The organism is Vreelandella zhaodongensis, assembly GCF_013415115.1.
Classification (GTDB): domain Bacteria; phylum Pseudomonadota; class Gammaproteobacteria; order Pseudomonadales; family Halomonadaceae; genus Vreelandella; species Vreelandella zhaodongensis.
In genome coordinates this window covers 145,497-169,682 of sequence record NZ_JACCDD010000002.1, presented here as the reverse complement: position 1 = coordinate 169,682, position 24,186 = coordinate 145,497, and the positions used below count along the sequence as shown (strand labels likewise).

At 53.8% G+C, this 24,186-nt stretch carries 21 protein-coding genes; 12 read left to right on the top strand and 9 right to left on the bottom strand.

From position 1 onward, the window contains the following. Nucleotides 1-34: 34 nt before the first annotated feature. On the bottom strand, nt 35-1,417 hold the full coding sequence (locus HZS79_RS04250) for a glutamine synthetase family protein (RefSeq protein ID WP_179927134.1): 1,383 nt from the start codon (nt 1,415-1,417) through the stop codon (nt 35-37). A gap of 281 nt (nt 1,418-1,698) precedes the next feature. Between HZS79_RS04250 and HZS79_RS04245 the strand changes: the two genes are divergently transcribed. From HZS79_RS04245 to HZS79_RS04225, 5 genes are all read left to right on the top strand, one after another. Beyond that, nucleotides 1,699-2,505 (top strand): gamma-glutamyl-gamma-aminobutyrate hydrolase family protein, encoded by an 807-nt coding sequence (locus HZS79_RS04245; RefSeq protein ID WP_162217087.1) that lies wholly within the window; start codon nt 1,699-1,701, stop codon nt 2,503-2,505. A gap of 35 nt (nt 2,506-2,540) precedes the next feature. Next, nucleotides 2,541-3,917 (top strand): aspartate aminotransferase family protein, encoded by a 1,377-nt coding sequence (locus HZS79_RS04240; protein WP_162217088.1) that lies wholly within the window; start codon nt 2,541-2,543, stop codon nt 3,915-3,917. After that, entirely contained in the window at nt 3,917-5,416 is a 1,500-nt protein-coding gene (locus HZS79_RS04235) for an aldehyde dehydrogenase (protein WP_162217089.1), read from the top strand. The genes HZS79_RS04240 and HZS79_RS04235 overlap by 1 nt, the downstream gene beginning before the upstream one ends. 204 nt (nt 5,417-5,620) lie before the next feature. After that, on the top strand, nt 5,621-7,072 hold the full coding sequence (gene nhaC / locus HZS79_RS04230) for a Na+/H+ antiporter NhaC (protein WP_162217090.1): 1,452 nt from the start codon (nt 5,621-5,623) through the stop codon (nt 7,070-7,072). 176 nt (nt 7,073-7,248) lie between these two features. Continuing rightward, nucleotides 7,249-7,800, top strand: coding sequence for a cupin domain-containing protein (locus HZS79_RS04225; protein WP_162217091.1), 552 nt, complete (start codon nt 7,249-7,251; stop codon nt 7,798-7,800). 144 nt (nt 7,801-7,944) lie between these two features. Here the strand turns inward: HZS79_RS04225 and HZS79_RS04220 are convergent, their stop codons facing one another. Then, nucleotides 7,945-8,637: a transglycosylase SLT domain-containing protein gene (locus HZS79_RS04220; protein WP_238401337.1), complete on the bottom strand. Its 693-nt coding sequence runs from the start codon at nt 8,635-8,637 to the stop codon at nt 7,945-7,947. Between the two features lie 55 nt (nt 8,638-8,692). Then, complete coding sequence (locus tag HZS79_RS04215; RefSeq protein ID WP_179927133.1) at nt 8,693-10,111, bottom strand: aminotransferase-like domain-containing protein; 1,419 nt, start codon at nt 10,109-10,111, stop codon at nt 8,693-8,695. Between the two features lie 140 nt (nt 10,112-10,251). Here HZS79_RS04215 and HZS79_RS04210 point away from each other — a divergent pair, with 140 nt between their 5' ends. After that, nucleotides 10,252-11,703, top strand: a complete 1,452-nt coding sequence (locus HZS79_RS04210) for an NAD-dependent succinate-semialdehyde dehydrogenase (RefSeq protein ID WP_179927132.1) — start codon at nt 10,252-10,254, stop codon at nt 11,701-11,703. An 11-nt stretch (nt 11,704-11,714) separates the two neighbouring features. Next, nucleotides 11,715-12,986 (top strand): 4-aminobutyrate--2-oxoglutarate transaminase, encoded by a 1,272-nt coding sequence (gene gabT, locus HZS79_RS04205; protein ID WP_162217094.1) that lies wholly within the window; start codon nt 11,715-11,717, stop codon nt 12,984-12,986. A 90-nt stretch (nt 12,987-13,076) separates the two neighbouring features. On the opposite strand, the gene HZS79_RS04200 is transcribed toward gabT, so the two are convergent. From HZS79_RS04200 to HZS79_RS16800, 5 genes are all read right to left on the bottom strand, one after another. Continuing rightward, complete coding sequence (locus HZS79_RS04200; RefSeq protein WP_162217095.1) at nt 13,077-14,291, bottom strand: MFS transporter; 1,215 nt, start codon at nt 14,289-14,291, stop codon at nt 13,077-13,079. 40 nt (nt 14,292-14,331) lie between these two features. Continuing rightward, complete coding sequence (locus HZS79_RS04195; protein ID WP_162217096.1) at nt 14,332-14,820, bottom strand: hypothetical protein; 489 nt, start codon at nt 14,818-14,820, stop codon at nt 14,332-14,334. Further along, the gene (locus tag HZS79_RS04190) at nt 14,817-16,331 is read right to left on the bottom strand and encodes a tripartite tricarboxylate transporter permease (protein ID WP_162217097.1); all 1,515 of its coding nucleotides are present in this window, start codon (nt 16,329-16,331) and stop codon (nt 14,817-14,819) included. The genes HZS79_RS04195 and HZS79_RS04190 overlap by 4 nt, the downstream gene beginning before the upstream one ends. Nucleotides 16,332-16,406: 75 nt before the next feature. Then, a complete protein-coding gene (locus HZS79_RS04185) occupies nt 16,407-17,384 on the bottom strand; it encodes a Bug family tripartite tricarboxylate transporter substrate binding protein (protein WP_179927131.1) in 978 nt (325 codons plus the stop codon). Between the two features lie 547 nt (nt 17,385-17,931). After that, nucleotides 17,932-18,078 carry a hypothetical protein gene (locus tag HZS79_RS16800; protein ID WP_246311416.1) on the bottom strand — a complete coding sequence of 49 codons (147 nt, stop codon included), beginning with the start codon at nt 18,076-18,078 and terminating at the stop codon, nt 17,932-17,934. Between the two features lie 177 nt (nt 18,079-18,255). Between HZS79_RS16800 and hmuQ the strand changes: the two genes are divergently transcribed. Then, nucleotides 18,256-18,558, top strand: a complete 303-nt coding sequence (hmuQ, locus tag HZS79_RS04175; protein WP_162217099.1) for a heme-degrading protein HmuQ — start codon at nt 18,256-18,258, stop codon at nt 18,556-18,558. 84 nt (nt 18,559-18,642) lie between these two features. On the opposite strand, the gene HZS79_RS04170 is transcribed toward hmuQ, so the two are convergent. Then, entirely contained in the window at nt 18,643-19,569 is a 927-nt protein-coding gene (locus HZS79_RS04170) for a 1,4-dihydroxy-2-naphthoate polyprenyltransferase (protein ID WP_179927130.1), read from the bottom strand. A 164-nt stretch (nt 19,570-19,733) separates the two neighbouring features. On the opposite strand from HZS79_RS04170, the gene HZS79_RS04165 reads away from it, so the two are divergent. From HZS79_RS04165 to menH, 4 genes are read left to right on the top strand one after another with little or no spacing between them, the layout of a single operon-like run. Beyond that, nucleotides 19,734-20,216 carry a DoxX family protein gene (locus HZS79_RS04165; protein WP_179927129.1) on the top strand — a complete coding sequence of 161 codons (483 nt, stop codon included), beginning with the start codon at nt 19,734-19,736 and terminating at the stop codon, nt 20,214-20,216. A gap of 55 nt (nt 20,217-20,271) precedes the next feature. After that, nucleotides 20,272-21,597: an isochorismate synthase gene (locus tag HZS79_RS04160; RefSeq protein WP_179927128.1), complete on the top strand. Its 1,326-nt coding sequence runs from the start codon at nt 20,272-20,274 to the stop codon at nt 21,595-21,597. Between the two features lie 5 nt (nt 21,598-21,602). Next, entirely contained in the window at nt 21,603-23,399 is a 1,797-nt protein-coding gene (menD, locus tag HZS79_RS04155) for a 2-succinyl-5-enolpyruvyl-6-hydroxy-3-cyclohexene-1-carboxylic-acid synthase (RefSeq protein ID WP_179927127.1), read from the top strand. Further along, on the top strand, nt 23,383-24,132 hold the full coding sequence (menH, locus tag HZS79_RS04150; protein ID WP_340159011.1) for a 2-succinyl-6-hydroxy-2,4-cyclohexadiene-1-carboxylate synthase: 750 nt from the start codon (nt 23,383-23,385) through the stop codon (nt 24,130-24,132). Before menD ends, menH begins: the two co-directional genes overlap by 17 nt. Nucleotides 24,133-24,186 lie beyond the last annotated feature (54 nt).

Sequence of the window (24,186 nt, the reverse complement as noted above, 5' to 3'; positions counted from 1 at the left end):
GCGCCTCCCTCTTTTCTATCAACGGTCTGGCTGCTTATACGTGACGCAGGTACCAGTCGTATTCCATGGTGCTGACTTCACGCATAGCTTCCGCACGTTCGGCGTGGCGGTTGGCGGTGAATACATGGATGAAGTCAGTACCAAGTAGTTCGCCGAGTACGTGGCTGGTGTCCAAAAGATGCAGTGCTTGAGTCCAGCTATTGGTTAACTGGGGGGGGATCTGGTCATAGGCATTGCCGATAATAGGGGCGGCGGGCTGGCGTTGTTGGGTCAGGCCGTAGTGGATGGATGCCAGCACAGTCGCTAGTAGTAGGTAGGGGTTAACGTCCGCCCCAGCCACGCGATGTTCGACGCGCCGTGCGTCTTTCGAGCCGGCGGGAACGCGCACTGCCACGGAGCGGTTGTCATACCCCCAGGTAGGTGCCATAGGTACGTAGAGCCCTTCCTGAAAACGGCGGAATGAATTGAGGTTGGGTGCCAGGAGCGCCATGGAGTCCGGCATCAATTCGAGCAATCCGCCCACTGCGTGTTGCAGCGCTTTGCTTTCCAGTGGGTCATCACCGTTTTCGGCAAAGATATTTTTCCCGTTCTCATCCAGCAGGCTGACGTGAACATGGGTGCCGCTACCGGCTTCCTGGCCGTAAGGCTTGGCCATAAAGGTAGCTTCAAAGCCATGCTGCAATGCCACCCCCTTGATCAGCCGCTTAAGCAGCACCGAATAGTCACAGGCGCTCAGGGCGTCATCCGTGTGAATTAGGTTAGCTTCAAACTGACCCGGTGCGCACTCCTTAAGAATGGTATCCAGCGGCAGCCCCTGCGCCTGGGCGGCACTCTGCAAATCACCGATAAACTCGGCGTACTCGTCCAGCTCTAACACCGAATAAAGCTGGCTTTGAGTGGCCCTTTCTCCGCTACACGGGGAGTGCGGTGGCTGGATCAAGTTGCCTTCGCACCGCTGCCGATCGACCAGATAAAATTCCAGCTCTAGAGCAACGACTGGGGTTAAGCCAAGCGCTGAAAACTGTCCGAGAATACGCCGCAAAATTTGTCGCGGATCGGCAAAAAAAGGTGTGCCATCCATTTCTTCCATGGTCATTAAGAGCTGGCCGTAGTGCTTGTTATTTAACCAAGGAACCGCGTGAAGTGTGCCGGGAATAGCGTGACAAAGGCGGTCGCCATCGCCGCTGGATAGCCCCAACCCGGTTTCCTCTACGGTGTTGCCGTTGATATCCAGTGCAAACACAGAGGCAGGCAGGTAGATGCCTTTTTCGAATACCTTGCTGAGGTTGTCGATCGGGATGCGTTTACCACGAATGACGCCATTTAGGTCGCTGATCAACAGGTCAATGCTGGTGATATCTGGGTGGCGATCTAGAAAAGCGCAGGCTTCATTATGAGCATTATGGGCGGAAGACATACGTTAACCCTTGTTTTTGTGCTGTGTTGGTTGTGACTCAATGGTAGTGATTTCGCTAACAGTATCCTTGCCTCGGTTGTTGGAAGTGTCAAATATTTAATAACAAAAATGTTGTGTTTTTTCTTTCTTCATTTTTTGTAGATATTTTATATCTATATTTATCAACGTCTTGTTGTTTTTTTTCTACAAAAAACACGTTTTGGTGTTGGAAAATAAAACAAGCCGCGCTATGTTGAGGTGAGCGTTGAATAAAACATAACAACCGACAAAGTGTATTTACTATGCAAGCAATTCATTCTCCACGCCCATTGGTGGGTGTTATCGCCTGTTGTCGAGAAGTGGAAGGCCACTCCGCTCAGATGGTAACCGACAAATACCTGGAGGCGCTCTACCAGTACGGCGTCACGCCGGTGATTCTTCCTGTGTTAGCCGCCGATATGTTGACGCCTGAGCAGCGTGCCGAGCAGGCCGTCGCTCTGTTGGGCAGCTTGGATGGCTTGATGTTAACCGGCAGCTACACCAACGTTGCTCCTGGCCGCTATGGTGCCGAACGCGCACCAGAAAATACCCGTGACGATGCACGACGTGATGAAGTAGCACTTGGCTGGGTGCATGAGGCGATACGCCAGGCGTTGCCCCTATTTGGCATTTGCCGCGGGTTTCAGGAAATGAACGTTGCCTTTGGAGGCACGCTGCACCAAGCCGTACAAACGCTACCAGGTATGCTCGACCACCGTGAACCGACCGCTGACGATAAAGCGGGCCATTATGCACCTTCCCACAAAGTGACACTTCGCTCGGGTGGCGCTCTGGCGGCGCTGTATAGCGGTGAGCATACCGAGGTGAACTCGTTGCACCAGCAGGGTATTGACCAGCTCGCGCCAGGTTTGGAGGCAGAAGCTTGGGCGCCAGATGGGTTGGTTGAAGCGGTTTCCGTGCGCGATGCTGCAGCGTTCGCGCTGGCTGTTCAGTGGCATCCGGAGTGGCGCCCCAAAGAACACCCCTTTTATGACGCACTGTTTCAGGGCTTTGCGACGGCCTGTCGTCAGCACCGCACCCAACGCGACGCACAGTTTGCTGCCTGCTGAATGCTTGCGGCAACGACTTGATCAGGAACTGACCTATGCAGACCCAAGATTACCAAATGCTGGATCGCCAGCACCACCTCCACCCGTTTACTGATTTTAAATCACTCAGTGAAGAAGGGACACGTATCATCACCCACGCTGACGGGGTGTACATTCACGACAGCCAGGGCAATCGCATTCTTGATGGTATGGCAGGCTTGTGGTGTGTGAATCTCGGTTATGGTCGACAGGAGTTGATCGATGCCGCTACTGCGCAGATGCAGGAACTTCCGTACTACAACAACTTTTTCAAGACCACTCACCCGCCTGCAGTAAAGCTGGCTGCTAAGCTGAGTGAGCTGGCCCCTGAACATATTAACCATGTGTTCTTTACAGGGTCGGGTTCTGAAGCTAACGACACTGTGCTGCGTATGGTGCGTCGCTATTGGGCGATCAAGGGCAAGCCAGACAAGCAGTGGATCATCTCGCGGGAAAATGGCTATCACGGCTCTACGGTGGCAGGCATGAGTCTTGGCGGCATGACGCCCATGCATGACCAAGGGGGACCCTGCGTGCCGGGAATTACGCATATTTCCCAGCCTTACTGGTTTGGCGAAGGGCGTGATATAAGTCAGGAAGCCTTTGGCAAGCAGTGTGCTCAAGCGTTGGAAGAGCAAATTCTGGCGTTGGGTGAAGATAAGGTAGCTGCCTTTATTGCGGAACCGGTGCAGGGCGCAGGCGGTGCAATCATTCCGCCGGACAGCTATTGGCCCGCAGTGAAAGACGTGCTGGCCAAGTACGATATTTTGCTGATTGCTGACGAAGTCATTTGCGGCTTCGGCCGTTTAGGCGAGTGGTTTGGCAGTAATCACTATGGACTCAAGCCAGATTTGATGCCGATTGCTAAGGGATTGTCGTCGGGCTATCTGCCCATTGGCGCCGTGCTGGTAGGGGATCGTGTGGCTGATACATTGATCGAAGACGGTGGTGAGTTCTTTCACGGCTTTACCTATTCCGGTCACCCCGTTTGCGCAGCCGTAGCACTTAAAAACCTGGAACTGCTAGAAAATGAACGGGTGGTCGAAAACGTCCGCGATGAACTGGGGCCTTACCTGGCTAAACGCTGGCAGGAGCTAGCTGAACATCCGCTGGTGGGGGAGGCTCGTTCGCTGGGCCTGATTGGCGCGCTGGAGCTGGTGGCCAACAAGGCTACTGGCGAGCGCTTCGACAAATCCCTTGCCGCAGGCAATGTGTGCCGTGACTTGTGCTTTGACAACGGCTTAGTGATGCGTTCAGTGGGCGATACCATGGTGATCTCTCCACCGTTGATTATCACCCGCAATGAAATCGACGAATTGATCAGCAAAGCGCGCTTGGCGCTTGATAAAACCGCTGAAAAGCTGGCGATAACACACCCTATGGAGAGTGCATAATGGCGGCAGATACACCGAACACCCTGGCCGACTGGCAATCAAAAGCAGCGTCGCTGAGCTTTGAAACGCGCGCTTTCATTAATGGTGAGTTTGTCGCAGCCGCAGATGGCAGCACGCTGACCAGCATCAACCCCGCCACGGGCGAAACGCTAGCAGAAGTGGCTAGCTGCGATGCACCAGATGCCGAACGAGCCATCCAGGCGGCTCGCGCAGCGTTTGAAGGGGGGAGCTGGTCGCGTTGTGAGCCTGGCAAGCGCAAGCGTGTACTGCTGCGTTTGGCGGAGTTGGTGAGTGCTCACCGTCACGAACTGGCACTCTTGGACACCCTGGATATGGGAAAGCCGATTTCCAGCTCGCTTGGCGATTTAGCGGGCACCGTTGCCTGCTTGCGCTATCAGGCAGAGTGTATCGATAAGCTTTACGGCGAGGTGGCACCGACTGGCGATACTACGCTAGGGCTGGTGCTACGTGAGCCGATGGGCGTAGTGGCGGCCATTGTGCCATGGAATTTCCCGCTCATGATGACCTCCTGGAAGATTGCTCCAGCGCTGGCCGCGGGCAACAGCGTCATCCTTAAACCCTCAGAAAAATCTCCTTTGTCAGCGCTGCGCTTGGCGCACCTTGCCCAGGAAGCGGGTATTCCCGATGGTGTCTTCCAGGTGCTGCCGGGGTATGGCCATACGGTGGGCAAAGCGCTGGCACTGTCCATGGACGTGGATTGTTTGGCCTTTACCGGCTCCACTGGTGTGGGTAAACAGTTGATGCAATACGCTGGGCAATCCAACCTGAAACGGGTGTTTCTGGAGTGCGGTGGTAAAAGTCCCAACATCGTTTTTGCCGACTGCCAACAGCTTGATGCGGTGGCCAAAAATGCTGCCGTCGCGATCTTCCACAACCAGGGTGAAGTCTGTATCGCCGGTTCACGTTTGCTAGTGGAAAACAGCATTCGTGAGGACTTTGTCGCCCGTGTCGTAAAAGCCGCCGAGCAAATGCAGCCGGGTGACCCTCTCGACCCGGACAGCTTTATGGGCGCCATGGTCGATGAGGCGCAATACCAGCGTGTACTCGACTATATTCGCCAGGGAGTAAGCGAAGGCGCGACATTAAAACTGGGCGGTGAAGCCAGTGCCTCCAAGGGGTATTTCCTACCACCCACCATATTTGACGATGTTACCCCTGAGATGTGTATCGGTCGTGAAGAGATTTTTGGGCCGGTGTTAAGTGTGTTTGGCTTCGACAGTGAAGAACAGGCGATTGCCCTGGCCAACGACAGCGACTATGGCCTGGCAGCGGGCGTCTGGAGCCAGGATATCGACCGGATTATGCGTGTTTCTAGGCGTCTTCAGTCCGGTCAGGTGTATGTGAACAACTGGGCCGGAGTCGATCAAACGGTACCTTTTGGTGGCGTCAAACAGTCGGGCAACGGGCGCGATAAATCGCTTCATGCGCAGGAGAAGTACTGCGAAGTGAAAACGGTGTGGATGTCGCTGAACGCCTGATATGCCTGAGCTCGGGGCGAAGAGCAACGCCTTAACGTAACGTCTTCTGGATTTGATTCAACAGCTACGCCAAGCGTCACAGCAGAGCTGTGGGGCCTGGCGGTGGTATCCCCTTGTCTAAAAACCGTTGAGCAACACGCAAACAATAACAGCACAAATAGCATCGACAGCATCAATAACAAGCCAACATTAAGTGAGGACACTATGTCGACCGATAGTACCGCTAAGGAAGACCACGAAACACCACGCCCTAGCCTAAAAGCAGCCATGATACCCATTGTGTTTATGGCAGCATCACTGGGATTGCTTATCGGCTATTTCGAAACTGATCCGCACTTACCGCTATTTCTGAGTGCGGTGGTTGCGGCCGGTGTTGCACTGGCGACAGGCTGTCGCTGGAAACAACTTGAAACAGGCATCATGCGCTCGATTGGACTGACCACCCAAGCGATAGTGATCCTGCTGATTATTGGCACGATTATAGGCTACTGGATTGCAGGTGGGGTTGTACCCACCATGATCTATTATGGTCTCAGCATTTTGGCTCCAGGCTACTTTCTCGTGGCAGCCTGTTTGATATGTTGCGTGGTATCGCTGGCGGGTGGTAACGCCTGGACAGCTGCAGGCACCATTGGTATCGCGTTGATGGGGGTCGGTGAAGGGCTGGGTATTAACCCTGCCATGGTGGCTGGGGCGGTGATCTCAGGGGTGTATTTCGGCGATAAGATTTCTCCTCTTTCGGAAACCACTAACATGGCGTCGGGTGTTGTCGGTGTCGATCTCTTTGAACATATTCGGTACATGCTCTATACCACTGTTCCGGCAATCTCCGTGGCGCTGGTGCTGTACACCATTATCGGCCTGAACATGGCACCCTCCGGCGACGGAGTTACGCAAGTGGTCGAGTTGCAGCAGAACTTGAATGAGCTATTTATCATCAGCCCCTGGCTACTGCTAGTACCAGCGTTGGTGATTGTGATGATGGTGAAGAAGGTGCCAGCTATCCCCGCACTGTCAGTCGGCTCATTGATGGGGTTTATCTGCGCGATTGTGATTCAGGGCGTACCACTGAGCGATAGCTTCGCTATTTTTGTGGATGGTTACGCGGTAGATACTGGCAATGAAGCGGTGGATGAGCTGCTGACCAACGGCGGCGTTAGCGCCATGATGTGGACGGTTTCGCTGATCATTATTGCGATGAGTTTTGGTGGCATTCTTGAGTCAGCAGGCTTTTTCCGCACGATTGTAGAAAGTCTGCTCAAGCTGGCCAAGACCACTGGGAGCCTGATTGCAACGACGGTGACAACGGCCATGGCTGCCAATGTGGTCGGGTGCGATCAGTATTTGAGCATTATTTTGCCTGCGCGCATGTACGCCAGCGAGTTCAAACGTCGCTCGCTCAAACTGAAGAACCTATCGCGCACGGTGGAAGATGCGGGCACCATGACATCACCGCTGGTGCCCTGGAATACCTGTGGTGCCTTTATGTTTGCCACCCTTGGGGTCAGCGCTTTCAGCTACGCGCCCTATGCGTTTCTAGCATTGTTAAGCCCGCTGTTTGCCATCCTTTACGGCTTTACCGGTTTCCGGATCGCTTACGAAGATGAGCCCGAGCAGGATGTACCAGCTGCCGAGTTGACTGCCTCCAGAGCTTGATTAACCGTCAATGTGTGAAGGGGCATTGATTGAAAGCCTGTAGAGTGTGTTCGGATTGAAAGTTTGCCCCACCATGGTGGGGCTTTTTTTGCGCTATGATAGGCGCCGTTTTATCGATACATTGCATTGTCGGCAAATCGAATCATCGAATACTCACTGTAGGGGGTTAATCAGGCATGACGGATGACGTAGGCGAGCGACTGCGCTCCTTGCGCAAGCTGCGTGGGATTTCACAGCGTGAGCTGGCAAAGCAGTGTGGAGTAACGCACTCCAGTTTGTCGTTGATTGAACAGGGCAAGGTAAGCCCGTCTGTTAGCTCCCTGAAGAAAATTCTCAATGCCTTTGCGATTAGCGTCGGGGATTTCTTCACCATGGATCTTGATAATCAGGAGCAGATTTTCTACACCGCTGACGAGTTGGTGGATATTGGTTCAGGTGATGTCACTTTAAAGCTGGTAGGCGCTAATCGGCCTAACCGAGGGCTGGCATTTTTGATCGAGTGCTACCCACCAGGAACGGATACCGGCAAAGAAATGATCGCCCATTACGGTGAGGAAGCTGGTGTTGTGCTGGAGGGGGAAATCGAGCTGACGGTAGGTTCCTCGGTGCGGTGTCTGGGGGTGGGGGAGTCGTACTATTTCAAAACCAACGTACCGCACCGCTTTCGTAATATTGGCGACGTAGATTGCAAAATTGTGAGTTGTGCGACACCTGGTGAGGCGTTCTGACAGCGTTGGTTTGGTTATCGCTGCTCAAGCTGAAAGTGGCTGCACTTATTGCTTGTCTGATGTTGAGTGCAGCCTTGCGCTATAAAGCGGCTCCTTGCCAAGGCTTTATACAAAAAATAGTTTATTCAGTGTCAAGATGGCAGTTCAATTACTACGACAAAATGGCCAGACTTGATAAAACCTGGGGCACTGGAACTCAGCTTCGCAGCTATTGAGCTGTGCCTGGTAGCGATTGGCACGACTAGTGACTTGATTGGCGGCACGCAGTACATGAGGTTTGTTGCGATAGGTGCCCCGTTGATAGCCGCCTGCACCTTCATGGTAAGCGTAGTAGAGGTGTTCAGGGTTGCTGAGCGAGATGCCGGCCTGCTGCTGAGAGCGGCGGTTATACCAGCCAATAAAGTCAGTGGCATGTTTCATATGAGAGCGGCGTGCAAACATGCTGCCTGCTTGGTCACGATATTCGCCCCATACGGGGTCTTGTGCCTGGGCGTAGCCTCTCGCGGATGAGGGGCGGGGGCCGGGAATAAAGCCTAGGTAGTATTTGCGGTCTGGGCGCGCATGGCTGCGAAAGGAAGACTCCTGTTGGATAAACGACATCTGGGTAGCGATAGGCGTTCCCCACTTTTCCTCTGACTCCCGCGCGTAGCCGTACCAACTTGGCTGCTCACGAAAGATTTCACAAATATTACTTTGGTCTTCAGGTGGGCTTGGCGAGAACGTGGCGCAACCCGACAGCAGTAGCACGATGCCCAGCACCGTCCACAGGCGCAACGCTCTCAAGCTGGAAACCTTCAAGTGGGCAGAAACAGTAAAGCCATTAACAGGGCGGAACATGAAAAAGTCCTTGCGAATAGATTGTTGTAAGCCAATGGGTGGTTATGAATAGCGCTTAACGTAGCAGCCTTTCTAAGCAGCGACGCAGCCGCTGGGCTTCACGTACCAACGTTTCCCCTGAGAGCATGCCGACGCCCATCACCAAGCCAACTCGTGGATCTGTCTCAGTGCATACCGTGCTGAGTGGCCGCACTATCAGGTGCTCTTTGAGCAGCGCCTGGGCCAACGCCACATCATTAACCCCTGATTCAAACTCAACGCACAGGCTGATCGCGCTAGTCGGGGGTGACACACTCTGTACGTTGGGCAGTGAACTAAGCTGGTCGTGCAGCACCTGCTGCCGACCTAAATAGTCGCGCTGAATGCGGCGGCACCATACATCTAGGTCGCCATCAAAAATAAACTGCGCCAGTACAGCTTGGTCCAGCATACGGCCTTCGCGAAATAGCTCGCTGCGTAGGCGGTTCATTGGGCCTGCCAAATGGCGTGGCACCACCAAATAGCCAAGCCGCAGCCCAGGAAACATCATCTTCGAGAATGAGCCTACCAGCAAGTGGCGCTCCGAGTGTGGATCAAACAGCAGGTTGGGGTGATCGTCGCGGGTGAATTCATAATCGTCTTCAACGATGTAGGTGGGTGATAACGCATCGCAAAACTGCTGCTTATGGGCAGCGCGCGTAGGTACGCTGAGCGGGTAGTGATGAGAGCCGGTCAAATAAGTGAGGGAAATGTTGCCAGCTACCTTCGGTAAAGCATGTCCCTTATCAGGAAACCAAGGCACCATCTCAATCGTTAAGCCCGCGGCGGTAAACACATTGCGTGCCCCCCAATAGCAGGGCGACTCCATGGCTACGGTATCTCCTACATCGGCCAGTGCCATGGCACATAGCTCAATGCCGTTATGGGTGCCGTCGGTGATGATGATCTGTTCAGTATCACAATGGATGTTGCGCCAATGCGCTAGAAATTCACGAATAGCGCGCTTAAGCGGCCCATAACCGCCGGTGGAATAAGACAGCAACAAAGCATTTTGCGGCACGGTGACGCTAGCATAGAGCTGACGCCACTTGCGCATTGGAAACTGGGCAATATCCGGTATGCCAGGTACAAAGGCTCCGCTTTGCACAGTACTCGCCCCTGGCCAGCGCAACACTTGTTGGGCGCGTTTTGAAAGTTGAACGCTGGTTGATGTGGTCGCGACAGACGCCTCTTTCTTACAGCTCCAAGTGCCCTTGCCATGAAACGTCGTTAGTAGGCCTTCCTCAATAAGCGAGGCTATGGCACGGGACAGTGTGTGTCGCGCAACACCCAACGTTAATGCCAGCTGGCGGTGTGATGGCAGGCGAGTTTGGTTCGGCCACGCCTGGGTGACCGATTGCCTCAAGGCTTGCTCTAACCGCACCTGCTTACTCAAACGCTCAGGTTGCTGAGCATAGCGTTTTACAAGCTGTTGTAACACGTCCTGGCAATCCATTCGTATCCTCTTACCGTCACGATGCTCCCCGTTTAGCTAGTAAAACAGAAAAGTGGTCTGGTTGAACGTAAAAGTGGTGCATTCGCCTGCCAACACATTACTGCTAGCGTGCATGTCATGTTGTCAACCAGGAGAAGATGATGAGCTTTATCGAAAAGTGGTTACACGATGCAGTACCCACCCTGGTGGGTGGCGAGTGGCGCAAGGGCCAACAGACCTTTGCCGTCGATAACCCCGCTACCGGCGAGACGATTGCCCGCGTTGCCGATTTAGGTGCTGATGACACTCGCGACGCAGTGGCTGCGGCATATGCCGCTGGGCCAGCCTGGCGAGCAACGCCAGTAAAACAGCGCTCGGCATTGCTGCGCCGCTGGTTTGATCTGATCAATGAACACGCCGACGACCTCGCCCGCTTGATGACTCTAGAGCAGGGCAAGCCGCTGGCGGAAGCCAAAGGTGAAGTGACTTACGGCGCCTCATTTATTGAGTTTTTCGCTGAAGAAGCCAAGCGTATGGCCGGGGAAACCCTGCCCAGCCACGGCGCGGACAAGCGCCTAATGGTGCTGCGTGAGCCGGTCGGCGTAGTGGCAGCAATTACCCCGTGGAACTTCCCGCTAGCGATGATTACTCGCAAGTGCGCCCCGGCCTTGGCCGCAGGCTGCACCGTGGTGATTAAGCCCGCCGAAGCCACGCCGTTAACCGCGTTGGCAACGGCTTACTTGGCGCTTGAAGCGGGCTTGCCAGCCGGCACCATTAACGTGATTACCGCCTCAAAACCGGCAGCGGTGGGTGAAGTGCTCACCACCGACGCTCGGGTGCGTAAAGTCTCGTTTACTGGCTCGACCCCGGTGGGTAAACACCTGCTCGCTCAGTGCGCTAGCACAGTGAAGAAAACCGCTATGGAGCTGGGCGGCAACGCGCCGTTTATCGTCTTTGATGACGCTGATGTGGACGCCGCCGTAGAAGGGGCGATTGCCTCAAAATTCCGTAACGCCGGGCAAACCTGCGTGTGTACCAACCGCTTCCTGGTACAGGACGGTGTTTACGACGCGTTCGTCAGCAAACTGACCGAGCGAGTTAGCGCGCTGAAGGTCGGCGATGGTTTAACACAAGGCAGCACCATCGGCCCGCTGATTAACCAAGCGGCGGTGGAGAAAGTGCAGCGCCACGTAGACGACGCGGTGAATCAAGGCGCGCGACTGCTCTGCGGTGGTAAGCCCCACGCCGCAGGTGAGCGCTTCTTTACGCCCACGGTGCTTGCTGACGTAACCACCCGGATGGCGGTGGCCGATGAAGAAACTTTCGGGCCCGTCGCGCCGGTGTTCCGTTTCCAGCGTGATGAAGAAGCGATTGCCATGGCCAACGATACGCCGTTTGGCTTGGCGGCCTACTTCTACGCCACGGGTTATCGCCGTATCTGGCACACCATGGAGCAGTTGGAGTACGGCATGGTTGGCGTTAATGAAGGACTGATTTCTACCGAACTAGCGCCGTTTGGCGGCGTAAAAGAGTCCGGATTGGGGCGTGAAGGTTCCCATCACGGGTTGGATGAGTTTACTGAGCTGAAGTACGTCTGCGTTGGCGGTCTATAAGGAAAACGATGATGAATAACCAAGAATTGAACGAACTGAAAAATCGCTATGTGGCTAACGGTGCCGCCACGCCTACCACCCAGTTTGCCGAGCGCGCTGAAAACGCCGAGTTATGGGATGCCGATGGCAACCGTTGGATCGACTTCGCGGGCGGCATTGGTGTGCTCAACCTGGGCCATCGCCATCCAAAAATTGTTGCCGCCGTTGAAGCGCAGCTGAAAAAAGTCATGCACACCAGCGCGGCAGTGATCTCCTACGCCCCTTACGTGCAGCTGTGCCAAAAACTTTGTGAACTGACGCCGGTGCGTGGCCCCGAGCGTAAAGCAATGCTGGTGAATACCGGTGCTGAAGCGCTGGAAAACGCCGTGAAGATCGCCCGCGCGGCGACTGGCCGTACAGGCATTATCACATTCGATGGTGCTTTCCACGGCCGTACCATGATGACGCTGGCCATGACCGGCAAGGTACTGCCCTATAAGAATGACTTCGGCCCGATGCCGGGTGATGTGTTCCGCGCGCCGTTCCCCAACCCGCTGCACGGTATCAGCGAAGAAGCATCGCTAGACGCTATTCGCACGCTGTTCAAAACCGATATTGCCCCGCACCGTACAGCGGCCATCGTGATTGAGCCGGTACAGGGCGAGGGCGGTTTCTACATCGCCTCACCGGATTACCTGAAAGCGCTACGTGCGCTGTGTGACGAGCACGGCATTCTGCTGATCGCCGATGAAGTGCAGTCTGGCTTTGCCCGTACCGGCAAGCTGTTTGCGCTCGAACATAGCGGTATTGAAGCGGACATCCTCACCACCGCCAAGAGCCTGGCGAACGGCATGCCGCTATCGGCGGTTGTGGGTAGTGCCAAAGTGATGGACGCCTCTGGCCCCAACTCCCTGGGTGGCACCTACAGCGGCAACCCGCTCTCCTGCGCAGCGGCGCTGGCGGTCATCGAGGTGATCGAAGAAGAAGATATCCTGGCGCGCAGCGAACAGATGGGCAAAATGCTGGCCGAACGTTTCGCGGTATGGGAAGAACGCTTCCCTGCCGTTGCCCATGGCCGCCAGCTCGGCGCCATGGCGGCGTTTGAACTGCTCAATAGCGAAGGCAAGCCAGATACAGCGCTCACCGGCGCCCTTTGTGCCAAAGCCCGTGAGAAAGGCCTGATTCTTCTTTCGTGTGGTTTCTACGGCAACAGCATCCGCATTCTGGTGCCGCTGACGGTGTCGTCTGCAGTGCTGGAAGAGGGCTTGAGCATTATCGAGGAGTCTCTGGAAGCACTTAGTTAAGTCGCTCTTTTAGATACCTCCAAGCCCGCCTTCGTCAAACAGCGCAAGCTGTTGGTGATGGGCGGGTTTTAAAACGAATTATTCGTATAACTAAGACGTACTGGTGTGTCGGTTTGAATGGGCGAGCCAAAGAAAGCCTATGCTGGCAAGGGCTAATCCAGACAATAAACCAAAAACACTGGGATAGTTACCGAGCCAAGCGTGCAATGAGGCGAACAGAGGCAAGCCGAATAGCACGCCGCTATAGGTAAATACCAAGCAGCCCCCCGCTGCATCTGCTACGCGGTTTGTTGGCGAGAGTTGTGCAACCTCAGCCATAAATACACCATTCCAGCCTAAGCTGGCAAAGCCCGTTAAGCACAGAATAGTAACGACCAGAATGTTTGGCCAAGACGCTGACATAGAGGCAATCAGCATACAGCCTAGAGCCGTCGTGGCTGCAATGATAAGAAGCGTCAGAAAACGGCTTCCCAACTGATCACCTAGCCACCCCCAAGTAATACGTCCCAGTACTCCACTGACCTGAAGCGCCGACATTACCAGCCCCGCATCCACTAAACTGAACGCGATATCCTCTACCAGCAGAGCGACGGTAAAGGCGGATATTGAAAGCTGAATTGTCGCGAAACAGAGGCTCAATAAAGCCACATAGCGTAATGAAGGCTGCTGCCATACTAACGCGACCCCAGTAAATGGTCGTGAAAGCCATGGTGTTCCAGGCGTTCGCTGATCGTCCCAGTAGGAGGTGTTGGGTTGTAGTAACAAAATACCGACAACAGCCAGTGCGCCATACAGCCACAAACCGGTCTGCCAACCTAACGTGACAGCGATGAGCGGTGCCGTTGCGCCTGCCAGCACTCCTCCTAAAGGAACACCTGTCTGTTTGATAGAAAAGATAAGCCCACGATGCTGGCTGGGTGTGAAGCGGACAAGCAGCAATGAGGCCGCAGGGTTTGTCAGCCCATAGCCAAGGCCAGCCACTAACGAAGCGATAGCAAAGGAGGGTAGTGTGGGTACCGAGAGAAAGAGAGCGCCGCTGCCTAACAGCCCAAGCGACAGCTGGCTTGTTCGGCAGGGCCCCAAGCGTCTTGTGAGGGGGCCCCCGATCAGGGATGACAATATAGCACCGCCGAAAATAAGGCTAAGCTGAAGCCCGACTGCCGAAGACGATACTCCCAGAGACTGAGCCAGCTCGGGCGCGATGGCAGCCGGGTAGAGTGCTATCAATGAGGCGTAAGCGAGAACCAAGGTAGTCGAAAACATCACTGCAAACGGATGATGTGCTATCTCTCCTGGGGTCTTCACATTGCTTACACCTCGTTCAGATTGCGCTTATTCCCGTTTGCTAAAATAGCAGGGGCGTCGGTAATGTCATGCCGATTAACTTGATAAAAAGTAGCCACACGACAAGGCCAACCAGTGGCGGAACAATCAACACTGTTTTTAATGAAGCATTAGGGGCCAATACAGCAACTAATATTGCATTAAACAGCACGGTTGAAACCACTAGCCCAATGTTAAGCACTGCCAGGAAGTAAAACACTGCGCCTATTAGCATCACCGACACGGATACTCCTACGGCTATCAGGTCATGTTGCTCTGCGTTAGGTGGTGCTAGGTTGGCTAAGCGCTTGCGGATAGCGAACAGGCCGATGGCACCTAATATCCAGACGCCCGAAGCAATCAAGAAGTAATAAGCGGTTTGCGGCATGATGTAGGAGGGAACCAAGGGCGCTGGTCTCCAAGCGCCTAGCTGTATATGGATCAGTCCAGCGATCCCGAGCGATAAAACAACAGCCGCGGCCAGTAGCTCCTTAATGAGAGTATGGTTCATTTTTTAGCCCTCAATGCCAACGTGAAGAGCAGAATCAAAGCGAAAGCAGCGATATAGAAGCCAATCGCAATGGGGCTTTTCACTAACACCCACCAGTCGCCACCCCCCATAATCATTGACTGACGAAGCGCTCGCTCTGCGCCTGGGCCGATAATAAAGCCAAGCACCAACGGTGCTAACGGGAAGCTCAACAGCTTCAAGGTAATACCTAGCAAACCGGCAAAGAGTAATACCCAAACATCCATCGTCGAATTATTGGCAGCGTAGGTACCCACAATCGCTAAAATAAACACGGCGGGGATCATATAGCCAGGCTGGATCATGGCAATGCGCGAGTAGTAAGGCAGTAGCAGTTTGCCGAGAACCAAGTTGACTAAGTTTGCAAAAATCAACGTGAAGAATAGCGCATAAATAATCTCGGTATTATCACTCAGCAGGCTTGGCCCGGGTGTCATGCCCATCAAAATGAAGGCGGCACCGAAGAGAGCTGCTGTCGCACTACCGGGAATCCCGAAGGCAAAAAGAGGAATAAACGTGGAGCCTGCGGTAGCACTATTACCCGATTCCGCGCTGGCAATCCCCTCTAAAGACCCTTTGCCAAACTCTTCTGGGCGCTTGGAAAAACGCTGTGCCAAGCCGTAACTCATAAAGGCTGCAAGCGATTGGCCAGCACCAGGGAGTGCTCCAATAAAGGTACCCACCGCTGCACCAATATAGGTCGCTTTCAGCGTTGACTTAAACTCAGCCCAGGTTAATTGGTCTTTGCTAATGTCATAACCTTGAAGCAAGCTGGCCTGTTCGGCGACATCGTCCATAAGCTTGTCAACTTTACGCCGCCACAACTTAGCGCCTTGGAAAACTACTTCCGAAATCGCAAAGATACCGATCAGTACAGGTATAAGACTTAACCCGCCAGCAAGCCCTGGAATACCAAAGGTCAAACGAACCGCACCAGTGATGGGGTCGCGCCCGATCATCGCCAATAAAATACCAATGGCAGCAACGGCAAGCCCTTTAGCGACCATACCTTGGCTGAGAGCAGCAATGAGAATTAACGAAAACGCATAAAGAGCAAAAAACTCAATGGGGCCAAAGGTCAGTGCAATGGCAGCCAGAGGCACAGCGATAAAAATTAACACTAAGTCACTGGTGGTATCGCCAATGACAGAGGAATACAGCGCTGTATGCAGGGCTTTGCTGGGTTTACCTTTGAGTTTTGCTTGATAGCCATCAATGCTTGTTGCAGCCGCTCCTGGCGTACCCGGCACGCCAAAGGAAATAGCTGAAATTGAGCCACCAAATAAGCCGCCTTTATAAATACCTACCAGCAACCCCATTGCCATGGCAGGCTCTAAGAAAAAGACAAAAGGTAGCAGTAGTGCGATGGCCATATCGCCTGAAAGGCCAGGTATTGCACCTAGGGTGATGCCAAGCAGAACGCCTAGAAAAACATACATCAACACGTAAGGATGAAAGGCCAACTGACTGGCCTGAATAATAAGATCAAGCATCAGCGCTCTCCGGCGAGACTCTTGTAGAATGAAATAGCCTCGGCAAGTTACCGAGGCTGGGGCCAGGGACAGGCGTTATTCTTCGTTAATAGCTGCCAATACTTCTTTAACGCGCACGGTTGTATCGCGATAAATAGCTTGAGCGCTTTCCAGCCCTTGCACGTTATTCAAGCCAGCGGATGCTTGGGTGCTCATGGTTTGTGCAGTATCCGACTCAAGGCCCTTCATGATGCATTCGGAGAGCTCTTGCTGAATAGACTCAGGCACAGAGGAGTAGGTGTAAACCAGAAGAGGAGCCTCAAACGATACGTCGTAACCCGCCTCTTTAAAGGTCGGAACGTCAGGTAATACGTCGGAGCGCTCGTCTGCAAACACACCTATTGCGGTAACTTCGCCAGAATTTACATTAGAAACAATAGACGGCGGGAGCGTCATGCCTAAATCAATGTGGCCACCGAGGATCATTGTGCGTGTCTCGCCACCACCGGTTGTGGGTAAGTGAACATTTTGAATGCCGGTTTCCATCTCAAGCAGTACGAGCGGCAAGTGAACCAAACTAAGAGGGTCGGCATGGCCAAACACTAACGAATTCGGTTCTGCTTCGGCCAACGCTACCCACTCTTCTATGCTTTGAATCTCGTGGTCGGCTTTTACGTAAACAGTCGGTTTCCAGTCGGTGAGATGTACGATCGGTGCCCAGTCCTCAACTTCCCAGTCAGTTTCTTCTGTTAGCGTTTGGGTAATGGTTGCTGAGTAATCGGCCATCAAAATGGTGTGGCCATTAGGCTCTGCATCGGCGACAAACTGTAAGCCTTCCATGCCCCCGGCTCCAGGCATGCTAACCACGTCAATACGTGTGCCGCAGTGCTCAGCCGCATTAGCCGCAATAATACGGGCAGTGATGTCGGTACTACCGCCAGCTCCGTAGGGCATTACGATGCGAATAGGGTCATTTCCAAGGCTGGGAGTGTTATCTGCGGTAGCAAAACCAGCGGCGCATGTCAGGAAGGCAGCGCTGACAGCAGTGGCAATTTTAGCTCTTTTAATGTGCATGTTAGTTTCCCTGCTTTGTTCGATTTATCATTGTGCTGCGATTAACACGTTCGTTGAGTTGTCGTTGAAAAGGCAACACGTGCCTAATTACCATAGAAGTTCGTCAAGCCAACTTTTTGTCAATTCCTACGGTTTTGATGTCAATAGCGATGCTTCTGAGCGCGGTGCTTATTCGCTCAGATCAGGTATTTATCAGATATAGTTGATGTTTAATCTACGTTAACTGCGGTGGTGGTGATTATTTTGCTGTGACCTTGGGCTTTTGTAGTGTTATGTAATATTTTTGTGATGTGAAAATGGCACGAATTAATTGGCTATAGTTATTTGCTATTTGTTTAACTAGATAACTAGCTGGCTAATAGCTCTTATGCTCTATTGTTAACGCTGCCATCATCAAACAGGGAAAGCTGCTGGCGGGCTTTCTGCCAAGCCACGCCGTTGGCTTGGCACCCCGTATGGACTCGTTTGTCCCGTTCAAAACTCTAGGCATTGCCAGCTTCCTGGTGAGAGTGAAGGGCAATGTGGCCGTAATGAGGCCGTAGCGAGGTTAACAATTCCGGGGTATCGCCTTGCCAAATGCACAATGGCAGTCCCAGTGTTGCCAGTACCTTGGCAAGGTCGATGAGTGAATCAGCGGCAATACAGGCCCTGCTGCAGCCGCGTTGGAAAGCGGCGCATGATCATGAATGCGCATATCACGTTTAAACCAAACGACCTGGATGAGAGCCTTAGCCATGCCGTATCCTGACGGTTGAGGACTATTCGTCATAAACTATTTTTCATCAAACCATGACGTTACCATCAAGCGATAATCATCGTAAGAGGCAGGCCGCTGTGCTGTCGTTTTAGACAACCCAATAGGAGAGAGTGCATGTATATCGCTATGAACCGTTTTCGGATTGCCCCAGGTCGCGAGGAGGACTTCTTGGAGGTGTGGCGTAACCGCGATTCTCACCTGGATGAAGTGCCAGGCTTTAAGCAATTCCAAATGCTGCAGGGCGAAAGCCAGGAAGATCACACTGTGTTTATCTCCCACAGCGTATGGGAATCGGAAGCTGCCTTCCGCGCCTGGACCAAGTCAGAGGCGTTTCGCAAAGCCCACGCCAATGCCAAGTCACCCGAAGGTATTTACCTTGGTCCACCCAAATTTGAAGGTTATGAGGTGGTGCTGTAAGGCTCGTGTTGGTCAACGTTTGGAGGTTGTCAGCGGGGTGGTTACCCCGCTGAATACTTGACAGAGCACTGCTTTAAACACCGACTAAAAAAGCGCTAAGCCAATGGAGAGCAATACGCTGTAAAGCAGCGTCGAGAGGGCTGTTTTCTTTAGCATCCCAGTCAGAGTCGCGCCATCGCGGGTATTACTTAATGTTCGTGCGGCATCCGTTAGTGGCTTGGCCACCAGCAGGCAGCTCCAACTCAGCAACGGCACCGGCAGAACAACTAAGTAGATCACGGTAAGCAGCAGTGCCAACCCCAGCAACGTCCAGTGGTAGTTGATCGCGTTAGCGCGGCCCAGCCGCACCGCCAGGGTAATCTTGCCGTTACGTGCATCGCTTTCGATGTCTCGAATGTTATTCACATTGAGTACCGCGGTGGCCAGTAGCCCGCAAGCTGCGGCAGGCAAAAACGGCAGCCAGCTTAGTTGCTGTACGTGGAGATAATAGGTGCCTAATACACCCAGCACCCCGAAAAACATAAAGACGGCAATATCCCCCAGTCCACGGTAACCGTAAGGGGTTCCACCTAGCCCAACAGTATAGGTCACCGCTGCCAGCAACGCGGCAGCGCCTAAGAGTATGAAGGTGAGAATCTGTCCCCACTGGTTCCCAAAGGCGGCAAACAGCAATAAAAGACCGAATAGCGCGGCGACCACTGCAGTCATCATCATTCCTCTACGCATGGCTTCGGGGCTTAGTAAGCCGGAAGAGACCGCTCTCGCAGGGCCTATGCGCTGCTCGTCGTCAGCACCCGATGCGGCATCGCCGTAATCGTTGGCTAGGTTAGAGAGTACCTGAAGTGCAACGGCTGTTAGCAGGGCAAGCAAAAGCACCACACTATTAAAAGCGTCCGCACTAGCCGCAAGCCCACTGCCCAGTAGAATGGAGGCACACGCCAGCGGTAGCGTGCGGGGGCGTGCAGCTAGCACCCAAGCTTGGTAGTGGCGGCGCTTAGCGAGTTGTTCCATTGCGTTGACATTCCTGTTGATGATTAACGTTTAAATAGCGGCTAGCGGTGCAACGGCCAAACATTCAGTATTATATAAGAAAGTGCTAAAAAATAGATCTGCATCAAAGCAAACAGCGTTGCCTTACCCCACACTTAAGCTACCCTACACTCGGAGCTTACGTGATGATTGGTGACTTATTTAGACATAACAAATATATGGCGGTAGTTTGGTTATTGCTACGGCTCTACCTAGGCTTTACTTGGTTGACTCTTGGTATTGGTAAGATGGCCGGAGGCTTTAGTGCTGAGGGCTTTTTAAGCAATGCTGTCGCAAATCCTGTTATGCGCGAGGGCAGCATGGTTTACCCTAATTATGTCGCCTTTCTGGAAAATTTCGCGTTGCCCTATGCGGAGTTTATCAATTTCATTATACCGCTGGGAGAGGTGTTGGTCGGCCTTGGTTTGATCGTTGGCGTGTTGACCTCGTTTGCTGCGTTTTTTGCCATTGTCATGAATATGTCTTTCTTGATGGCAGGCACAGTTTCCACTAATCCTTGGATGATTGGGCTGACTTTCTTTTTGCTGGTGGCAGGCGCCAATGCGGGTCGCTTTGGCGGAGATCGCTGGGTGTTGCCTTTTATTAAGCAGAGGTTAGGTTGGAAGTAACTGGGTGTAAGTCACTGGTACCCGACATTGTAAACGCGGGTTTAATAGGCGAATTATGCAATCTACAAACCCTATCGAAGCGCTTAAGCACCAGCTTGATACGCTTAATGAAACCGCTAGGAAGGGGTTTATACGCCTAAGCACATCTTGTCAGGTGGGTAACCTAGCTGGGTGGCTAAACGCGCAGCAGCTGTTCCCCCGGCTTTATTGGAAGGCGCGTGATGCAGGCGCAGCTGAGTATGCGGCGCTAGGTGCCGTTAAAGCGTTTGATTCGCTAGCCGCGCTGCAGGCAGACCTTGCCACGTTGGCCGATATGGGGGGCGAGCAGCCAGATTATTTCGGCGGCACGGCTTTCGATCCCCGCGCGCCCGAGTGGCAGCATTTTGGCGGCTGTCATTTTTTACTGCCGCGTATAGAGCTCAAGCGTCATCAAGGCAAGGCAGCGCTGTCACTCAACCTGCGTTTTGATGACCGCTGCCCTGATGCAGAAATAGCCCAGGCCCGTGCCTGTTTGGCTGCGCTGGAAAAGGAGCAACCGCTGCCTCGCCTGTTGTCTCGCACCTACCAGCGCGAAGACCATCCCTCACAAAAAGAGTGGGCGTCGTGGGTAGGGCAAGTTACCCATCCTGAACATCTGCGCCACACTCCCAAGGTAGTGCTCTCCCGTGAGACGAGCTTGGTCACAGCTGAAGTCCCTAGCCCCTGGGCGCTGCTATCACGCTGGCAGGGCAGTGCCACCGACTGCTTTCACTTTGGCATCCAGTTTGCGGCGCAAGCGGCGTTTATTGGTTGCCCGCCGGAGCGGCTTTATAAGCGCGAAGGTCGCCATTTAATTACCGAGGCTCTAGCGGGCACAATACGCCGCGAGCGTGATGCCCTACAAGATCAGGCGCTTGCTGCGGAGCTACTGGGTGATAAGAAAAACAGTTTGGAAAACCGATGCGTATATCAGCAGCTTCTGACCCAGCTTGAGCCGCTTTCACATCACGTCCACATGGGTGAGGCGCATATTGTTAAGCTGCGTTCAGTGCAGCATATCCGACGCCTCATAGATGCCGAGTTGCACCGCGAAGTCACCGATCAACAATTGTTGGGAGCATTGCCTCCAACGCCCGCGGTAGGGGGCTTTCCTCGTCATTTGGCGCTGGCGTTTATTCGTCAGCATGAGCGCCATCAACGCGGCTGGTATGCAGGCGCCTTCGGCAGAGTTAGTCACGCAAGCAGCGAACTGGCGGTGGCTATTCGTTGCGCTCATGTTGGCTCAGAAACGATTCGCCTCTATGCCGGTGCCGGTATTGTGGCGGGCTCCCAACCAGACGAAGAGTGGCATGAGCTGGATAGTAAAATTGCAGATATTATGTCGCTATTAGGAATGGGATAACGGTCATGACGGCACCTGTATCGAGCGACGTTGCGACGAACAGTTTCGCGAAAAACGATTTTGTGAAAGAGCACGCCACCTTTAACCATGTTTGGGCGGCGTTGATGCTAGAGGAGCTTTATCGCCTGGGCGTGCGCGATGTAGTAGTGGCGCCGGGCTCCCGCTCATCTCCTTTGACCATGGTGGCCAGCGAGCATATTGGGCTGCGCTGCCACTGCCATTTTGATGAGCGGGGTCTGGGGTTTATGGCACTGGGTATTGCTCGGGGCAGTCAGCGACCAGTCGCGATTATCACTACTTCGGGCACTGCCGTCGCGAATCTCTATCCAGCAGTGGTAGAAGCCAACTTGCTCGGTGTGCCGCTGATAGTGCTCTCCGCTGATCGTCCCATTGAGTTACTGGATAACGGCAGTAACCAAGCGATCGACCAGCGGGATATTTTCTCCCACCACACTAGTGTTTACCACGACCTGCCACCGCCAGATGCTGAGATAAAAGCAGCATTTCTACTCAGTACCCTTGATCAGGCGGTTGATCAGCAGCGCCGTACCCCGGGCCCCATCCACCTTAACTGCCGTTACCGCGAACCGCTTTACCCCAGTAATAGCTTGGTGGATGCCAGTGACTACCTCACCCCGTTAGGGCGCTGGCTGACGACGTCCGCCCCGTGGAGTGATTGGCAGACCAGGGCTGCGATTCCCCCCCTCAAGAGTGATTGGAAAGCATTTTCCCAGCAGCGGGGTCTGATTGTTATTGGCAGGGTTGAGGACAGCGTTGAGGGCCGTGTTGATGCCTCCCATCAGGCGCAGCAAGTGCTTGAGCTATCCAAGCAGCTGGGCTGGCCTCTGCTGGCGGATGTGCAAAGCCAGGTTCGGTTTGATTCCCACAACCTGATCCATTTTGATCTAGCGCTCCATGATGAACGTTTCAGCGAGGAGCTTGCTAAAGCCGAGGTGCTGCTGCAGTTTGGCGGCCGACTAATTTCCAAGCGGTTAACGCAATTCATTGCTCAGCAGCCGTGGCAGGATGTCTGGTTGGTTGACCCATTGCCCCAGCGGCTAGACCCCGACTACTGCGTTAAACGGCGGTGGATATGCCAGCCAGCCGATTTGATAGCTGCTTTGCCAACGCTACCTGAACAATCGCCTTGGCATCAGTTGGATAACCTTCAACGTCGAACCAGTCACGTGGTTGAAGAGCGATGTAATAGCTTCTCGGAAATTGGGGTTTGCCACCAGCTAGCGCAGCTAGCTACAGGCCAGCTGTTTATAGGTAATAGCCTACCCGCACGGCTAATGAATATGCTGGGAACGCATCGAAAGATGCCCTTGCGGATATTTGCTAACCGCGGCGCTTCCGGTATCGATGGCTTAATCGCCACGGCCTACGGCATCAGTTGCACCCATCCACAGCCGACTACCATTTTGCTGGGAGATACCAGTGCACTGCATGACCTCAATAGCTTGGCATTGTTAAAGCAGGCGGCTCAACCGCTAGTGGTGGTTATTCTTAATAATGATGGCGGTAGCATTTTTCACATGTTGCCAGTGCCAAAAGAGAGGGAGCTGCTAGAGCGTTATTACCGCCAGCCCCATGGCTTGAGCTTCGAACATGCGGCGCAGATGTTTGGGCTTAGCTATGCAGCACCCGATTCACTGGATGCCTTTGTGACCGACTACACTCAAGCCCTGCAAGTAGGTGTGACGTTGATCGAGATTCACGTCCCCCATCAGCAGGTGGCTGATGACCTTAACGCCATGGGGGCAGCGCTTAGGGAGGGGCGGCGTGAGCCGGGAGTCTAAGCAACAGGCGCCGACCCTCGTCATGCTGCACGGCCTGCTGGGCAATCGCCACGATTGGGCAGAGGTCATTGCTGGGTTAGAAGGCATCGATTGCCTCGCGCTCGATTTGCCAGGGCACGGCGAGAATCACCAAGTACAGGTAGCCTCGTTTGAGGCGTTTCACCATTGGCTCAGTGACACCTTGATAAATTGCGGCGTTCGTCGCTATTGCCTGCTGGGTTACTCCCTGGGTGGTCGTTTGGCGCTTTATCACGCCAGCTGTCAACCACTCGGCCTTGAGGCACTCTGGTTAGAGAGTGCCCATCCTGGGCTGCCTGCAGGCGAGCGTCCTGACCGAATTGCCCACGATGAGCGCTGGGCGATACGCTTTGAGCAGGAGCCACTGGAAAACATACTTGTCGACTGGTATCAGCAACCGGTATTTGCTGACCTCACTGAGGCCCAACGGATTCGGCAGGTTCAACGACGTTTGAATAATGATGGGTCTGCCGTTGCTAAGATGCTAAGGGCGACGTCGCTAGGCAAGCAGTCTTCTCAATGGCAGTGGCTGGAAAACACCTCACTACCGGTCAGCTATTTTTCAGGCCTGCGGGATGCCAAGTTCCATGACTTGGCCTCCCGTTTGGCCGCTGGCGCTCCCCGCTTGCGTCATATCATTCTAAGCGGGGGGCACAATTTGCATGCCGAGCAGCCAACGGCCATTTCACAGCAGCTAAACGCTTGGTATAGATAGCACTCTTGGTTTAACAAGCGCTTAGCTAAGCCAGTTTCAGTTAAGCCAGTGTTA

Coding starts and splice junctions, on each gene's coding strand:
- HZS79_RS04170 (WP_179927130.1), bottom strand. CDS start 19,569: ATGGAACAACTCGCTAAGCGCCGCCACTACCAAGCTTGGGTGCTAGCT.
- HZS79_RS04250 (WP_179927134.1), bottom strand. CDS start 1,417: ATGTCTTCCGCCCATAATGCTCATAATGAAGCCTGCGCTTTTCTAGAT.
- HZS79_RS04240 (WP_162217088.1), top strand. CDS start 2,541: ATGCAGACCCAAGATTACCAAATGCTGGATCGCCAGCACCACCTCCAC.
- menD (WP_179927127.1), top strand. CDS start 21,603: ATGACGGCACCTGTATCGAGCGACGTTGCGACGAACAGTTTCGCGAAA.
- HZS79_RS04235 (WP_162217089.1), top strand. CDS start 3,917: ATGGCGGCAGATACACCGAACACCCTGGCCGACTGGCAATCAAAAGCA.
- HZS79_RS16800 (WP_246311416.1), bottom strand. CDS start 18,078: ATGCGCATTCATGATCATGCGCCGCTTTCCAACGCGGCTGCAGCAGGG.
- hmuQ (WP_162217099.1), top strand. CDS start 18,256: ATGTATATCGCTATGAACCGTTTTCGGATTGCCCCAGGTCGCGAGGAG.
- nhaC (WP_162217090.1), top strand. CDS start 5,621: ATGTCGACCGATAGTACCGCTAAGGAAGACCACGAAACACCACGCCCT.
- HZS79_RS04195 (WP_162217096.1), bottom strand. CDS start 14,820: ATGAACCATACTCTCATTAAGGAGCTACTGGCCGCGGCTGTTGTTTTA.
- HZS79_RS04165 (WP_179927129.1), top strand. CDS start 19,734: ATGATTGGTGACTTATTTAGACATAACAAATATATGGCGGTAGTTTGG.
- HZS79_RS04225 (WP_162217091.1), top strand. CDS start 7,249: ATGACGGATGACGTAGGCGAGCGACTGCGCTCCTTGCGCAAGCTGCGT.
- gabT (WP_162217094.1), top strand. CDS start 11,715: ATGAATAACCAAGAATTGAACGAACTGAAAAATCGCTATGTGGCTAAC.
- HZS79_RS04210 (WP_179927132.1), top strand. CDS start 10,252: ATGAGCTTTATCGAAAAGTGGTTACACGATGCAGTACCCACCCTGGTG.
- HZS79_RS04220 (WP_238401337.1), bottom strand. CDS start 8,637: ATGTTCCGCCCTGTTAATGGCTTTACTGTTTCTGCCCACTTGAAGGTT.
- HZS79_RS04190 (WP_162217097.1), bottom strand. CDS start 16,331: ATGCTTGATCTTATTATTCAGGCCAGTCAGTTGGCCTTTCATCCTTAC.
- HZS79_RS04160 (WP_179927128.1), top strand. CDS start 20,272: ATGCAATCTACAAACCCTATCGAAGCGCTTAAGCACCAGCTTGATACG.
- HZS79_RS04245 (WP_162217087.1), top strand. CDS start 1,699: ATGCAAGCAATTCATTCTCCACGCCCATTGGTGGGTGTTATCGCCTGT.
- HZS79_RS04185 (WP_179927131.1), bottom strand. CDS start 17,384: ATGCACATTAAAAGAGCTAAAATTGCCACTGCTGTCAGCGCTGCCTTC.
- HZS79_RS04215 (WP_179927133.1), bottom strand. CDS start 10,111: ATGGATTGCCAGGACGTGTTACAACAGCTTGTAAAACGCTATGCTCAG.